The 14,746-nt window shown below is 69.8% G+C and carries 14 protein-coding genes; 5 read left to right on the top strand and 9 right to left on the bottom strand.

The annotated features are described in order from the left end of the window. Positions 1-22 precede the first annotated feature (22 nt). The 3 genes from ABTW65_RS07470 to ABTW65_RS07460 all read right to left on the bottom strand — a co-directional run bounded on the left by ABTW65_RS07470 (position 23) and on the right by ABTW65_RS07460 (position 3,446). Complete coding sequence (locus ABTW65_RS07470) at positions 23-925, bottom strand: glycosyltransferase (RefSeq protein ID WP_350659349.1); 903 nt, start codon at positions 923-925, stop codon at positions 23-25. After that, positions 922-1,857: a glycosyltransferase gene (locus tag ABTW65_RS07465; RefSeq protein WP_350659348.1), complete on the bottom strand. Its 936-nt coding sequence runs from the start codon at positions 1,855-1,857 to the stop codon at positions 922-924. The genes ABTW65_RS07470 and ABTW65_RS07465 overlap by 4 nt, the downstream gene beginning before the upstream one ends. A 74-nt stretch (positions 1,858-1,931) precedes the next feature. After that, positions 1,932-3,446, bottom strand: coding sequence for an LCP family protein (locus ABTW65_RS07460; RefSeq protein WP_350659347.1), 1,515 nt, complete (start codon positions 3,444-3,446; stop codon positions 1,932-1,934). Between the two features lie 113 nt (positions 3,447-3,559). Here ABTW65_RS07460 and ABTW65_RS07455 point away from each other — a divergent pair, with 113 nt between their 5' ends. From ABTW65_RS07455 to ABTW65_RS07445, 3 genes are all read left to right on the top strand, one after another. Further along, the gene (locus ABTW65_RS07455) at positions 3,560-4,897 is read left to right on the top strand and encodes an LCP family protein (protein WP_350659346.1); all 1,338 of its coding nucleotides are present in this window, start codon (positions 3,560-3,562) and stop codon (positions 4,895-4,897) included. A 96-nt stretch (positions 4,898-4,993) separates the two neighbouring features. Next, positions 4,994-5,719 carry an ABC transporter ATP-binding protein gene (locus tag ABTW65_RS07450; RefSeq protein WP_350659345.1) on the top strand — a complete coding sequence of 242 codons (726 nt, stop codon included), beginning with the start codon at positions 4,994-4,996 and terminating at the stop codon, positions 5,717-5,719. Next, positions 5,719-6,495, top strand: coding sequence for an ABC-2 transporter permease (locus ABTW65_RS07445; RefSeq protein WP_350659344.1), 777 nt, complete (start codon positions 5,719-5,721; stop codon positions 6,493-6,495). Before ABTW65_RS07450 ends, ABTW65_RS07445 begins: the two co-directional genes overlap by 1 nt. Positions 6,496-6,505: 10 nt before the next feature. Here ABTW65_RS07445 and ABTW65_RS07440 read toward each other — a convergent pair whose 3' ends face one another. Next, positions 6,506-7,174: a response regulator gene (locus tag ABTW65_RS07440; RefSeq protein ID WP_350659343.1), complete on the bottom strand. Its 669-nt coding sequence runs from the start codon at positions 7,172-7,174 to the stop codon at positions 6,506-6,508. Further along, positions 7,171-8,295: a sensor histidine kinase gene (locus ABTW65_RS07435; RefSeq protein ID WP_350659342.1), complete on the bottom strand. Its 1,125-nt coding sequence runs from the start codon at positions 8,293-8,295 to the stop codon at positions 7,171-7,173. The genes ABTW65_RS07440 and ABTW65_RS07435 overlap by 4 nt, the downstream gene beginning before the upstream one ends. A gap of 102 nt (positions 8,296-8,397) precedes the next feature. Between ABTW65_RS07435 and ABTW65_RS07430 the strand changes: the two genes are divergently transcribed. Then, the gene (locus ABTW65_RS07430) at positions 8,398-9,297 is read left to right on the top strand and encodes a crotonase/enoyl-CoA hydratase family protein (RefSeq protein ID WP_350659341.1); all 900 of its coding nucleotides are present in this window, start codon (positions 8,398-8,400) and stop codon (positions 9,295-9,297) included. A gap of 153 nt (positions 9,298-9,450) precedes the next feature. Here ABTW65_RS07430 and ABTW65_RS07425 read toward each other — a convergent pair whose 3' ends face one another. Together ABTW65_RS07425 and ABTW65_RS07420 are read right to left on the bottom strand one after the other, a co-directional pair. Beyond that, entirely contained in the window at positions 9,451-9,948 is a 498-nt protein-coding gene (locus ABTW65_RS07425; RefSeq protein WP_350659340.1) for a gluconokinase, read from the bottom strand. Then, positions 9,948-10,691 carry a dienelactone hydrolase family protein gene (locus tag ABTW65_RS07420; RefSeq protein ID WP_350659339.1) on the bottom strand — a complete coding sequence of 248 codons (744 nt, stop codon included), beginning with the start codon at positions 10,689-10,691 and terminating at the stop codon, positions 9,948-9,950. The genes ABTW65_RS07425 and ABTW65_RS07420 overlap by 1 nt, the downstream gene beginning before the upstream one ends. Positions 10,692-10,735: 44 nt before the next feature. Between ABTW65_RS07420 and ABTW65_RS07415 the strand changes: the two genes are divergently transcribed. After that, complete coding sequence (locus ABTW65_RS07415; protein WP_350659338.1) at positions 10,736-11,221, top strand: SRPBCC family protein; 486 nt, start codon at positions 10,736-10,738, stop codon at positions 11,219-11,221. 625 nt (positions 11,222-11,846) lie between these two features. Here ABTW65_RS07415 and ABTW65_RS07410 read toward each other — a convergent pair. Together ABTW65_RS07410 and ABTW65_RS07405 are read right to left on the bottom strand one after the other, a co-directional pair. Further along, positions 11,847-12,653, bottom strand: coding sequence for a 3'(2'),5'-bisphosphate nucleotidase CysQ (locus ABTW65_RS07410; RefSeq protein ID WP_350659336.1), 807 nt, complete (start codon positions 12,651-12,653; stop codon positions 11,847-11,849). A 10-nt stretch (positions 12,654-12,663) separates the two neighbouring features. Next, positions 12,664-14,718, bottom strand: coding sequence for a protein kinase domain-containing protein (locus ABTW65_RS07405; protein WP_350659894.1), 2,055 nt, complete (start codon positions 14,716-14,718; stop codon positions 12,664-12,666). Positions 14,719-14,746 lie beyond the last annotated feature (28 nt).

The raw sequence follows: 14,746 nt of genomic DNA, 5'->3' as shown, positions 1-14,746 counted from the left end.
GTCTCTGTGGGTAAGGGGTCGGTCAGGAGGAGGTGGGCAGGGTTCGCATGCCCCGCGCGGCGCGCAGGGCCTTGATCACGTTGACGGCTTCGTGCTTGCCGCCTCGCAGCGGGCTGAGGAGAACCACAGCCGCGGTGATGAGCCAGGGCTTGAGACGTACGAGGACGTTCTCGCCGTAGCGGAAGTGGACGACGAAGAGGTTGCGGTACATGTAGAAGCCCTTCCAGCCGGCCAGGTCGTGCTGCTGGCTGAAGTCGAGCTGTCGCACGAGCACCGCGTCGCGTACGGCCCAGATGGTGCGGCCGGCGCGGCGGGCGCGGATCGCGAGATCCACGTCGTCGTAGAAGATGAAGTAGGTCGGATCGGGGAGCCCGATCTCCTCCAGGACGGTGCGGCGGATCATGAAGCCCTCGAAGGCGACGTTCTCCACGGCGACCCGCTCCGGAAGCGCGTCGCGGGTCGGGTAGGTGTCCATGACCGAGGCGGTCTTGGGCTTGATCGCGAGCGGGTTGCGCAGGTCGAACTTCAGCGCGGCCAGCTCGATCAGCTTGCCGTTCTTGTCCTCACGCACGGAGAAGAGGCAGTCCTCGTCCTGGGCGAGCAGCACCTCGAGGCAGTCGTGGGCCGGGACGACGTCGTCGTCGATCAGGTAGAGACGGTCCCATCCCTGCTCGACCGCGGCCTTGGTGCCGAGGTGGAAGCCGCCTGCGCCGCCGAGGTTCTCCGGGCTGTCGATGACCTGGAGGTTGGGCGTGATCGCCTCGGCGAGGACCTGCGCGGTGTGGTCGGTGGAGGCGTTGTTGACGACGATCACCGCGTCAGCGGGCTCGTCGAGCTTGGTGAGCCCGTCGAGCAGCCCACGCAGCATGTCGGCGCGGTTGTAGGTGACGACGACGATCGCGACCGTCTCACGGGTGGTGCTCAACGAAGGAACCTCTCGTGTCCACTGAAGTCCCCCCGGATGGCCGCCCACCACGCCTGCGCAGAGAGCCGGATCCGCTTCGGCTGCGGCTTGGTGAGCAGGTAGAACCATAGAGTCTTCGCCACGAAAGCCAAAGCGAAGGGCCACCCTCGGTAGTCGCGCAGGTTGAGCAGGTTGTTGCGCGCCATGCAGTAGTGCTTCAGGTCGCTCGGCGTGTGGTTGTACGTCGCCCTCCCCCACGCCATCGGGGTGCCGAGATCTCCGACGGAGGGATGGCGCACCTGAGCGCCGACGACGGTCGCGATCCGCGCCCCGGCCTTCTCGGCCCGCAGGCGGTATTCGTGGTCGTCGCCCCAGATGAAGTACTCCGCTCTGGGGTAGCCGATCCGCTCCACCAGGTCGCGGGTGACCAGGACCCCGTTGAACGGGATCACGATGTCCTTGATCAGGCCGTCGGTGGCGGCTGCCTCGACGTCGGCGAGCTGGTGCACGACCTTGGAGCGGCCCGGGAGCCGGATCGGGAACACCAGACGGCCGGGGTCGCCCTCGTCGACGACGAGCGGCCCCCAGAAGTCGAGGTCGGTCTGCTTGAGCAGCAGGCCGAGGCAGTCGGTGTCGGGCAGGCCGTCGTCGTCCATCAGCCAGACCAGGTCGGCGCCGCGCTCGATCGCCAGCTCGAGGCCGTCGTGGAACCCGCCGGCGCCGCCGCTGTTGCGCTGCAGGGTGCGGGCGATCACCGGCACCTGACGCTGACCTGGCTCCTCGGCACCGTCGAGCTCGGCGAGCCACTGCGACGTACCGTCGGTGGAAGCGTTGTCGATGACGATCACCTCGTCGAGGCCGTCGACCACGTCGAGCCGCTCCAGCAGTCGCTGCAGCAGCTCGAGACGGTTGAAGGTCACCACGACGGCGGCGACACGATTGCTCCCTGGCACGGATCCAGACTAGCCGCGACCGCGGGGTATCCCGGGAATCAGCGAGTCGCTGTGACCTGCGCTTAACCCGTTGTTCAACAGGCTGAGGCGAGGTCGTCGGTCTCGTTGGCCTGGTAACCCTTGTTGCGCGAGCCCAGGGAACCGCCGGTGACGGGGCCACCCTTGTCGTCGGCCTCGGAGGCGCCGGCCTTGGGCTTGCCGTCGGCCTTCTGCGTGGGCGCCTTGGTCTCGCCGTCGTCGCCGGTGCCGGGCGATGCGAAGACTTCTTCCTTCTTCGGGGTGGCCTTCTTCACCGCCTTGCGCACCTCGGCGTGGATGTCGGACATGTCCGGGTCGGCGGAGTTGACCAGCGGAGGCACCAGGGAGAGCGTCGAGATCTTCTGCGACTTCGCCTTCAGCGCCAGCGCCGAGAACCGCTCGATCTCGCTCGGCGGGACCGAGGTGGTGATGGTGGAGCCCGTCGCCTTCGCGACGTCCTGATAGTGGCGTACGACGTCTGCGGGGCTGGTCTGCTGCAGGATCGCGTTCAGGACGCACTTCTGGCGGGCCATCCGGGAGTAGTCGTCGGAGTCGTGGCGGGCCCGGGCGTACCAGAGGGTCTCCCAGCCGTCGAGCTTCTTCGTGCCGGGCTGGATGTGGGTGTAGAAGCTGTCGGAGGGGAGGCCGACCGGGATCGGCTGGCGGACGTTCAGGGTGACTCCCCCGATCGCGTCCACGATCTCCTCGAAGCCGTTGAGGTCGACGATCGCGTAGTAGCTGATCTGCAGGTCGGTGATGCCCTCGACGGCGTCCACGGTGGCGGCCATCCCGGGGTCCTTCTCGCCCTTGTAGAGCTCCTTGTGCTCACCGGCCCAGGTGCTCACGCCGTTGAGGTAGCACCCGTCGCAGTCGAAGCCGCGCGGGAACTCCTCGTCCATCGGCGAGCCGTCGTCGAAGGTGAAGTTCTGCATGTTGCGGGGCAGGCCGATGAGCACCGTACGTCCGGTCACGGCGTCGATGGAGGCGACCGTGAGCGAGTCGGGACGCAGGCCCCAGCGGGTCTTCCCGCCGTCGGAGTCGGCGCCGGCGAGCAGGACGTTGAAGCGGCCGTTGTGGGCCTCGGCGGCCTCCGCACCGGCGAAGATCGCCTCGACCATGCCCTTGTGGACGCCGACCAGGTGGGCGCCGAAGATCAGGGTCGCGGCAACGGAGAAGGCCAGCGCGCCGTTGATCGCGACCACGATCCGGCGCTGCTTGAGGTCGAGCTCGAGCGGGCGGCCCAGGCGCCAGGCATCGATGAAGAGCCCGGCCCAGGCGATGGCGCCGGCGATGAGCGCGATGCGGAACAGGCCCAGCAGCCACGGCGTCGTGCCGAGCCGGAAGATCAGGCCATGCCACAGCAGGGAGATCAGGAAGACCAGCCCGGCGGTGACCCCGAGACCGATGACGGTCCAGATCGCGATCCGGCCGACGCGGCGGTTACCGGCGACGAGCTGCGCGGACCCCGGCAGGAGCAGCGTGATGAGCAGCAGCGCCATGGCGCGACGGAACCGCACGCGGGAGGCGCGTTCGGCGGCCGTACGCTGGGGCCGGTAGTTCTGCTCAGCCATCTGGGGTCCCTCGAGTGATGAGTTTGCACCGCCAGTATCACCAGTCACACGAGTAACACGGTGGTGCGACGCGCCGACTAACTTTAGCGGCCTGGCACGGTACGTTTGAGCGCATGCCAAACCCCCGCAACCCTGGCAGCCCCAACGATCCCCGGTCGCAGCAGTACGGCTGGGCGTACGGCAGTGGCCAGCCTGCTCAGCCCTCGGGGCCCGAGCCCACCAACGTCATGCCCACCATCCGGCGCCCTCCCGGCGGCTCGCCGCCCCAGGCGCCGCCGCGTGGCGGCTATGACCGGCCGCTGCCCCAGCCGGGGCAGATCGCACCGACCCCTGGCCAACAGGGCGGCTATGGCAATCAGGGGTATGACCAGGGCTACGGCCAGCAGGGTGGCTGGAGCCAGCCGAGCGAGTACGGCGGCAACGGAGGCTACGGCGGCCCCGGCGGTCCGGGCGATGGCTACGGCGGTCGTGGGGGACGCCAGCCCAAGCCCAAGAAGCGCCACCCGTTCCGCCGGTTCGTCGCCATCGTGATGATCCCGGTGCTGATCCTGGTCGGCGCGGTCGCCTGGATCGGCATCAGCGCCTGGAACAAGGTCGACAAGGTCCCCTATGAGCCGACCGCGGGCGAGCGGCCCGCGGACCAGCCCGGTACGACGTACCTCATCGTCGCCAGCGACTCCCGCGAGGGCCTGACCGCCGAGGAGAAGAAGAAGCTCTCCACCGGTGACGCCGCGGGCAGCCGCACCGACACCATCAAGCTGCTGCACACCGGCGCCGGCAAGACGATCGTGGTGACCCTCCCCCGTGACTCCATTGTGCCGATCCCGGGTCATGGCGAGACCAAGATCAACGCGGCGTTCGCCTATGGCGGCCCCGAGCTGCTGGTGCAGACGATCGAGCAGAACACCGGCGTACGCATCGACGGCTATGTCGAGATCGGCATGGGCGGTCTGGCCCGGCTCGTCGACGGCGTGGGTGGCATCGAGATCTGCCCGAAGAAGGACATGAAGGACCCCAAGGCCGGCTTGGACGTCAAGAAGGGCTGCCAGGAGGTCGATGGAGTCACCGCGCTCGCGTACTCCCGCTCCCGCTATGCGGCCGAGGACGGCGACCTGGGTCGTGGCGCCAACCAGACCGAGGTCATCTCGGCGATCGGCAAGAAGGCCACCAGCCTGGGCACCCTGCTGAACCCGGCCAAGCTCGCCGAGATGGGCGAGGGCGCCGAAGGACTCAAGGTCGGCGAGGGCATGAGCGTCATCGGCGGCGCGAAGTTCCTGTGGGCGTTCAAGGCGCTCGCCGGTGGCTCCGCGATGACGTGTGGCGTCCCGATCCGGGACTTCGCGGTCAACTGGCGCAAGGAGGACGCGCTGACGATGTTCGGCCACATCAAGGCGGACACCGTCGACCAGATCCCGGCCGACATCTGCACCCCGACCGGTCTGCCCGAATAGTCCGTTCCACCCCAGCCGTCCCTACTGACTTTCGTCGGTAGGGACGGCTGCTTTTCGTCCACTGTGCCCGGCCGCGTACGTCCCTAGGTTCGAGGCATGATCACTCTGGACCACCTGACCAAGAGATACGGCGCGACCACCGCGGTCGACGATCTCACCATGCAGATAGAGCCCGGCCGGGTCACCGGCTTCCTCGGTCCCAACGGCGCCGGGAAGTCCACCACCATGCGGATGATCCTCGGCCTGGACCGGCCGACCTCGGGGACGGCGACGATCGACGGCCGCCCGTACGCCTCGCTGCGGCGCCCGCTGCGCGAGGTCGGTGCGCTGCTCGATGCCAAGGCGGTGCACCCGGGTCGCCGGGTGCGTACGCATCTGGTGGCGATGGCGCGGAGCAACTCGATCCCGGTGGCCCGGGTCGACGAGGTGCTCGAGCGCGTCGGTCTCACCGGCGTCGCCCGGCGCCGGGCGGGGAACCTGTCGCTCGGGATGAGCCAGCGGCTCGGGATCGCGGGCGTGCTGCTCGGCGACCCGCGGGTGATGCTCTTCGACGAGCCGGTCAACGGGCTCGATCCCGACGGGGTGATGTGGATCCGGAAGCTGCTGAGGTCGCTCGCCGCGGAGGGGCGTACGGTCCTCGTCTCCAGCCACCTGATGAGCGAGATGCAGCAGACGGCCGACCATCTGGTCGTGCTGGGCCGCGGGCGGCTGCTCACGGACTCCTCGCTGGAGTCTTTCGTCGCCGGGCACGGCTCGTTGGAGGAAGCCTATTTCCGGCTGACCGCCGACAGCGTGGAGTACACCGGGACGGAGGTGGCCTGATGCTTGCTGCGATCTCGTCCGAATGGACCAAGCTCTGGTCGGTCCGCTCGACCTGGTGGTGCCTGATCGGCGCGGCCGCGCTGATGGCGCTCTACTCGGTCCCGCTCGGCTTCGACGCCGCCGAGCCGAACCTTGAGCTGTCACACGCCGACCAGCTCCTCCATGTCGAGGAGGTCGCCACCGCGGGGCTGCTCTTCACCCAGTTCGCGCTGATCGCGCTGGCCCTGCTGACGGTGACCTCGGAGTATGCCTCCGGCAGCATGCGTACGACCCTGCAGTGCGAGCCCCGGCGCGGCCGGGTGCTGATCGCGAAGCTGGTCGTCGTCGAGATCGTCGCGCTGGTCGCCGGAGCGCTCCTCGCCGTCATGGGGGCCGGGCTCGGCTACCTGACGGCCGGTGACTACGGGGTCTTCGATGTGTCCGCGGTGGCCACGGTGGCCGGCAAGATCAGCGTCTACATGGGCGTGGTCGTCGCGCTGGCCATCGGGCTCGCGGTCGGTCTGCGCAGCACCGCCGGCGCGCTGGTCGTGGCGTTCCTGGTGCTGTTCCTGCTCCCGATGGTGCTGATGATGAGCGGGATGGACCTGATGACCGACGTGTCCTACTACCTGCCGGGGACGGCGGGCACGGAGTATCTCGGCATCGGGATCGCGACCCTCTTCGGGCTCTCCGACGGACTCCCCTACGGCCGCAACGGCGGCCTTGGGCTCTTCACCGCCTGGTCCGTGGCCACGCTGCTGGCGGGCTACCTGGTCTTCCGCCAGCGCGACGCCTGAGGCCTCCGCCTTAGCGGTCCTCGCTCACGAGCCCTGCCTCGTGGGCGAGGACCGCTGCCTGCACCCGGTTGCGTACGCCGAGACGACCGAAGGCGCTGCTCAGATAGGCCTTCACGGTCCCCTCCACGAGGTGGAGACGGCGGCCGATCTCGGCGTTGGAGAGTCCGGCGCCGACCAGCGCCATCACGTCGCGCTCGCGGTCGGTGAGCGCGGCGACCTTGGCGCGCGCGTCGGCGGCCCGCGACATCCGGTCACCTGCCCCCGCGCCGAGCTCGGCGATGACGCGCTGGGCGACCCGTGGCGAGAGGAAGGCGGCGCCGTCGGCGACCGCGTGCACGCCCGCGAGCAGCTCGCGGGGATCGCCGGACTTCAGCAGGAACCCGCTCGCCCCGTCGCCGAGGGCCCGGGCGATGTAGGCGTCCTCGGAGAAGGTGGTCAGCATGACCCGCGCGGTCTCCGGGGCGGTCCGGGCGATCTCGGCCCCCGCCGCCAGTCCGTCCATCCGCGGCATCCTGACGTCGAGCAGCGCGACGTCGGGCCGGTGGCGCTGGGCAGCCTCGACCGCCTCGCGCCCGTCGGCGGCCTCGGCGACCACCTCGATCCGCTCGTCGGTCTCCAGGATCGCGCGTACGCCGGCCCGCACCATCGCCTCGTCGTCGGCGAGCAGCACCCGGATCACAGGCGCACCCCGCGCCGCTGGTCCTCGCGCGCCGGCAGATCGGCGACCACCTCGAACCCGCCGCCGGTGGCGGGTCCGTGGCGCAGCGTCCCTCCGGCGGCGCGTGCCGCCTCCTCCAGCCCGGCCAGGCCGAGGCCGGTCGTGGCCCCGGCGCGCGGAGGGAGGGTCGCACGGCCGTTCGTCACCGAGAGGCGTACGCCGTCGACTCCGGCCTCAACCGAGACCGTCACCGACGCCCCGGGAGCGTGCCGAGCCGCGTTGGTCAACGCCTCCTGCACGATGCGATGGGCGGCAACATCCCGCACCCCTTCGCCGTCGTCGAGCGAGCCCTCCAGGCGTACGTCCATCCCCGACTCACGTGCGCGCTCGACAAAGCCACCGATCCCGGCCGCGGCGGGAGTCAGCGGCGCCTCCTCGGCAGCGGGGCGGAGGACGCCGACGATCTCGCCGAGCCGCTCGGTGGCCCCGGCTGCGGCCGCGCGGATGGCGCCGGCGGCCTTCTGGTGAGCGTCGCTGAGTCCCGGCGCCACCTCGAGCGCACCGGCGCGGAGCGCGATCAGGCTGAGCTCGTGGCCCAGCGAGTCGTGCATCTCCTGGGCGATCCGGGCACGCTCGGTGAGCTGGGCCTGCTCGATCTCGGTCGAATGGTTGCGGGCGACCTGGCGCAGATAGCGGCCGCTGAGCCACGGCAGCGCCATGAAGATGACCATGTTGCCGGCCATCGCCACCTGCACCCCGCCGCCGTTGACGACGGCGTCCAGCACGGTCAGCGCCACCACGGCCACGCCCGCCACGACCGCCGACGGCCACACCCGGTCGGCCCATCTGCCGACGAGGAAGCTCACCAGGGCCGCGAACGCGATGTAGCTGATCAGGACCCACCCGTCGTTGGCCACCACCGTGCCGCCGACCAGCGCGCACACGAGCGCGACCGCGACCGCCGGCTGTCTCTGCCGGACCCACATCGCGAGTGTGACGCCGAGGACTCCCACCAGCGCGGACCAGCCAGACCATTGCGGGTGGCCGGCGTCGCTCATGTAGAGGTGCTCGGCGGCGACCGCCACGACCAGGAGGCCCGACAGGATCGGTTCTGACAAGCGGGGCCAGCGCAGCAGACTCACGCTCACCACGGTAGTTGCCGCCTCGCAGCCGAGGTACTGACTTTCGTCAGTAGGCAGACCCGCCCTTCCGTAGTCGAACGCAATCAATACAGACTGTGACCCATGGCTTACGAGACCCTGACCTTCGACGTGGACGCCGACGGCATCGCGCTCCTGACCCTCAACCGCCCGGACGTCCTCAACTCGTTCACGGTGACGATGGCGCGCGAGCTCGAGGAGGTCTTCACCACCGACGCGATGGCCGACGAGGTGCGCGCGGTGGTGGTGACCGGCGCCGGGCGGGCGTTCTGCGCCGGGATGGACCTCTCCGCCTCCGGGAACGTGTTCGGCCTCGACGAGTCGCTGCACCCGACGCCGGAGAGGCTCGCCGAGCACCTCGCCGACCCGGCCAACCACCCCGAGTACGCCGAGGGCGTACGCGACACGGGCGGCAAGGTCACCCTCGCGATCCACGCGCTCCCCAAGCCGGTGATCGCCGCGATCAACGGCCCGGCGGTCGGGATCGGCGCCACGATGCTGTGTGCAATGGACGCTCGGCTGGCCTCCTCGAAGGCGAAGATCGGCTTCGTCTTCGGCAAGCTCGGCATCGTCCCCGAGGCCTGCTCGTCCTACTTCCTGCCGCGCGTCGTGGGTGTCCCCCGGGCGCTGGAGTGGCTCTACACCGCGGAGATCCTCGACCCCGACCAGGCTCTCGACGGCGGTCTGATCCGCAGCATCCACCTGCCTGACGAGTTGCTGCCCGCCGCCATCGACCTGGCCCGGAGGTTCACCCAGAACCGGTCGCCGGTCGGCACCGCGCTCGTCCGCCAGCTGATCACCCGCAACGCCTCCGCACGCCACCCGCTCGAGGCACACCTGTCCGACTCGCTGGCGATGTTCTACGCCTCGGTCGGCGACGGCAAGGAGGGAGTCGCCGCGTTCCTGGAGAAGCGAGCCCCCGAGTTCACCTCGAAGGCGTCCGAGGTCCCAGACGTGTTCTACGGACAGATTTTTACGGGCTGACCTGCAGGGATAGTCGATGAACCCCTGTTGTGGGGCAGCATCCTGGGCTACGGTCGAAAGTGGGCCCGCCCGCTGGTCCCTCACCCGGGTGTGGCCGCGGCCGGCACGCAGTGCCCAACCCGAGATGGGCGCGTGTCGGCCGCCTCGGTGCTTTTAGGCGCCGATCCGAGCTGCGTACTCGTCGACGATCGCGTCGACCGGCTGGTCGACGGCGACAGCCATCCCGGCCTCGTCCGACTCGAGCGGCTCGAGCGTCTTGAACTGGCTGTCCAGGAGCGCGGCCGGCATGAAGTGGCCGGGTCGGCTCGCCTGGCGCCTCGCGATCACCTCGCGGGTGCCCTCCAGGTGGAGGAAGGTCACCTCCGGGCAGTGCCGGCGGAGCTGGTCGCGGTACTTCCGCTTCAGCGCCGAGCAGCCCATCACGCCACCCCGCTCGGCGTGCCGGGCGAGCCACTCCCCGACCGCCTCGAGCCAGGGGTAGCGGTCATCGTCGTCGAGCGCGATCCCTGCGGTCATCTTCTCGATGTTCGCCTGCGGATGCAGGTCATCGGCATCCTCGAACGGCACCCGCAGCCGCCCCGCGATCGCCGCCCCGATGGTCGACTTCCCTGAGCCCGAGACTCCCATCACGACAAGTACCGGTTTCGCCATCAGGCCATCGTACGGGCGTAGAGCGCCTCGAGATCGGTGAAGTGCCGATGAGTCCCCGCCTCCTGGTAGGAGGAGGTGTCCGCCATCGTGTAGCCGTGCGGGGCGTCGGGATAGATGAGGTTCGTGTACATCACCCCGGCGTCGTCGAGCGCCCTGCTGAGGTCATCGACGTTCTCCGGCGTCATGGAGCGGTCGTGGTCGGCGTGGCCGAAGTAGTACTCCGCCCTCGTCCCGGCGATGCAGGTGTGCGGCGAGGCGGCGTCCGCGGTCACCAGACCGCCGCCGTGGAAGCCGCCGACCGCGACGAACTCGTCGGGGAACCGCCCCGCGGTCCGCACCGCCAGCCGCGCTCCCATGCAGTAGCCGTGGGTCGCCAGCGGGCCGGTGACGTACGACTGGAGGGCTTCGACGTAAGCCGGGATGTCGGTCGCCAGCCGGTCCACAGTGAGACCACGGACCCGGTTCATCGCACCGCCGGCGAAGAACGCGTCCCTCGCCGCGGGGTCGCGGAGGTCGCCGGTCGGCGCCAGCTCCGCCACGCTGCCGTCGCGGTAGAAGGTGTTGGGCGCGAGCACGACGTAGCCCCAGGAGGCGACCCGCTCGATCATCTCGGCCAGCCGCGGCCGGAGGCCGATGGCATCCATGTAGACGAGCACACCACCCTTCGGGGTGCTCTGGGGCCGGGCCAGATAGGCCTCGGCGGCGCCGTCAGGTGTCTCGATGTCGATCTGCTCCACCACCACGTCCCTCACGCTACCCGCAGGCACTTGATGCCATGCTCGTCCTCATGACCCAGCACCCAGAGGCACTGCACCTCGAATCCTCCCGAGCGATCCCGGTCGCGTACGAGACCGCCCTCGCCCGCGTCCTCCCGGCGCCGCTGCCGCAGATCTTCGGTCGCCGGTACGCCGCGATCGGCCCGATCGCCGAGGTCCGCGACCAGGCCGGCGGCTGGGATGCCGCCGGCGAGACCCGCACGATCGTCCTCGCCGACGGCGCGACGATGCGCGAGACCCTGACCGGGATCGACTCTCCCTCGACGTTCTCCTACGAGATCACGCCGCTCTCCGGCCCGCTCAAGCTCCTGGTCGGCCACGTCGCCGGCCGCTGGTCCTTCGCCCCCGCCGGCACCGGCACCCGGGTCACCTGGTCCTGGGACGTCACTCCCACGTCCAAGGCCGCCTCGTTCGCGATGCCCGTCTTCGGCTGGATGTGGAAGGGCTACGCCCGGCAGAGCCTGGAGTCACTCGAGGAGTTGTTGCTCGGCTCTTGAGTCTTTGGCACGCCGACGGGATGGAGTGTTTTGTGGTTGGGGTTTGCCGCCGACCCGTTCTTGGAGGGTGTTCTCAGCGGCGTCCGGAGTCAAGGACGGCCTTAGGCCGCCGGCTGACGCCGGCCGCTTCGCGGTCCTTGACACCGGCCGTCGCTGAGAATTTTGGCTGGCTATCGGGTCGGCGGCAGGGGTGTGGCGCAGCGGTTTGGGTTGGGTGGTGGCTTGGGAGCTGGGGTGGGCCGATCACCGGAAGGAATTTTCCTTCCGGTGAGGCGAACGAATTTTCGTTCGCCTCAGAGGGGGCCTGGTCTGGGGGTGGGGTTGGTGCGTGGAAGAAAATTTTCTTCCACCCGGAGACCCCATGTCTGATCTCGGAGTGGAGCGGTCACCTGCCGTGAATGCCTGTGCCGTGGCCACACCCGGGCCGCCGCCCCGATAGCCAGCCATGTTTTTTCTCGACATGGTCCGGTGTCAAGGATCGCCGGAGGCGACCGGCGTCAGCCGGCGGCCGAAGGCCGTCCTTTACTCCGGGCCAGGTCGAGAACACCCTCAAAGAACGGGTCGGCGGCCCACAGCCGACCAAATCACGGTCGCCGACCGCGGTGAGCCAATCGCCCGAACCGCGTCACTCCACCCCGTGACGCTTGATGAACGACAGGATCTGCTCCGACAGCTCAGGCCGACAAACGATGACATCAGGCAGATACACGTCGTCCTGGTTGTAGCGCAGCGGCGAGCCGTCGATGCGGGAGGTGAACAGCCCGGCAGCGGCGGCGACCGCCACGGGGGCGGCGGAGTCCCACTCGTACTGCCCGCCCGCGTGAACGTACGCATCGGAGATGTCGCGCACGACCGACATCATCTTCACGCCGGCCGATCCCATCGGCACCAGCTCGGCGTCGAGCTCCTCGGCCAGCGCCGCCACGAACGCCGGCGGGCGGCTGCGGGAGACGGCGATCCGGGGACGGGTCGAGGTCGACGGCGGCACGACCGGAGCGGCACCGGTGTGGAAGGTGCTCTGCATCGACGCGTCCGCCAGCGCCGGCTGGGCGACCGCGCCGGCGATCAGCTCGCCGTCGTTGGAGGAGGCCCACAGCGCCACGTGCACCGCCCAGTCGTCGCGCGGCGGCTCGGAGAACTCACGGGTCCCGTCGAGCGGATCGATGATCCACACCCGGTCCTTCGTGAGCCGCTCCTTGGAGTCCTTGCCCTCCTCCGAGAGGACGGCGTCCTGCGGGCGGTACTCGGCGACGAGCTCCATCAGCAGCTCGTGAGCCGCCAGGTCACCGGCGTCCTTGAGCTCCTTGCCCTCCAGGCCGGAGGTGGCACGCACCTCGAGCAGCCGGCGGCCGGCGGTCTCGGCGAGCCAGGCGGCCAGCAGGTGGTCGGAGGCGAGGATCTCGGGCGTAGGCACGCCAGCTTCGAAAGTCACCCGCGGCACTCTATCCAGCCGACCGCCGAGTCCGATAAAGGCCCAGCCCGAGTCCGATCGCGGCGACCAGCGCCACCCCGGTCAGCACCGCGCGCAGGATCAGCCCGGTCTTGGCACGCTCGTGCTCGTCGGTGACGTCGTTGGCCATGGTCTCGGCCGACTTCAGGATCACCTCGAGAAGGCTCTGGATGTATGCGACGGCGCCGTCGGACCAGGTGCGGACGATCGGCTCGCCCTTCGACGCCGCCCTCAGCTCCGTGGCGACGCCCTCGATGCTGCCCTTGGCGGCGACGTCGCGGACCGTACGCTGCACCATCATCGAGCCCGAGCCCTTGTCGAAGGTGCCGTCGGAGACCTGGTCGAGGTCCGCCTGCAGCTCGGGCGAGGCGCCCGAGTAGAACGCCGAGGACGCCTTCACCCAGGCGGCCTCCGCGTCGGTGAGCTCCTTGACCGACTTCGTACCGATCTCGTTCTCGGACAGCGCGACGACCATGAGCTCCCGCTCGATGCTGAACGCCTCCGCCGCCTGCGTCAGCTTGCTGAGGTTGCGGACCTGGTCGCCGGTCTGGCCGTCCTCCAGCTCCGGCACCTGCGCCGCGAGCATCAGCAGGTTGCTGGCCAGCGCGGTGTAGACCTCGCGAGCGGCGTCCTGGCTGGCCTTGTCGCCTTCCTGCATCTCGACCCGGTAGACCTCGAAGTCGTCGAGCACCTCGGTGATGTCGTGGTGGAGCGTCCGCAGCTCGGCGTCACCGTCGACGTCGACCTCGGCCGCGGCTGTCCGCCACTCCTCGACCGCGAGGTCGGTCGTGTGCAGGTAGGTGGAGCGTACGTTGACCGGCGCCTGAGCGACGGGCTGCAGCGAGTCCCGCTCGAAGATCACGTCGACGGCGAGCTCGATGGTCTCCGGGAGTGCTTCGCTGAGCGCGGCCGCCCGGCCCGTCTCCGAGGCGCTGCGGAAGGAGGCGAAGGTCGCCACGCCGCCGACCGCGACAGCGACCAGGGCCACCGCCAGCAGGATGCTCAGCGTCCGGTTGGCGCCGGAGCGCTTCGCCACCCGGGACCCGCCGGTCGGGAACGACCCGCTCGCCCCGATCCTCTCGAACGCCCCGGACGAGCCGGTCGCACCGGTGGATCCGGTCGACCCGGCAGCAGGGAACGAGCCGCTCCCACCGAACGCCTCGTAGGCACCGGAGGTGCTGATCGGACCCGACGGGTGCGTCGTACGCTGCCTGGGCACCTGCGCGTCGAAGACCGGCAGCGGGCCCGAGCCGGTGAGCACCGCGACGACGTCGTGCGCGCTCGGCCGTTGCTCGGGGTCCTTGGCCATCATCATCGCGACCAGGTCGTCGATGATCCCCGGCACCTGGACCACCGCGCTGGCCCGCGGGATGGGTGCGGTGGCGTGCTGGTAGACCATCGTCGCGGGCGCACCACCGGAGTAGGGGGTGCGGCCGGTGAGCATCTCGTAGAAGACACAGCCCAGGGAGTAGATGTCGCTCGGCGGACCGACCTCGCCACCCGACCCACGCTCGGGCGAGAGGTAGCCGAGGCTTCCGACCACGTCGTGGGTGGAGGTCAGCCGCTGGTCGCCCAGCCGGGCGAGCTGGGCGATCCCGAAGTCGACGATCCGGATCCTGCGGTCGCTGTCGTAGACCAGGTTGGACGGCTTGATGTCGCGGTGGACGATCCCCTGGGCGTGGACGGCGGCGAGCGTACGCGCGGACTGGACGATGACCTCGCCGGCCTCCCGGGCGATCAGCGGGCCGTGCGAGCGCAGGCGTTCGCCGAGGTCGGGGCCTGTCAGGAGCTCCATGACGAGGAAGGCCATCGGCCCGTTGGCGGTGCGTTCGATCCCGGCGTCGTGGACCTGCACGGTGCCGGGGTGGCTGGCCGCCGCGGTGGAGAGCGACTCGCGCCGGAACCGCTCGATCATCGTCGGGTCGGCCGACGTCCGAACGACCTTGACCGCCACCCAGCGTTGGAGGGTGAGGTCCATGGCCTGCCATACCTCGCCCATACCGCCTCGCCCGATCAGGCGGTGCAGCTCATAACGGCCGGCAATCATGGGGTGGGGGGAGGTTTGCATGGGGGAC

This window comes from Nocardioides sp. NPDC127503, assembly GCF_040302165.1.
Lineage (GTDB): Bacteria > Actinomycetota > Actinomycetes > Propionibacteriales > Nocardioidaceae > Nocardioides.
This window is presented reverse-complemented; position numbering and strand designations above follow the sequence as displayed.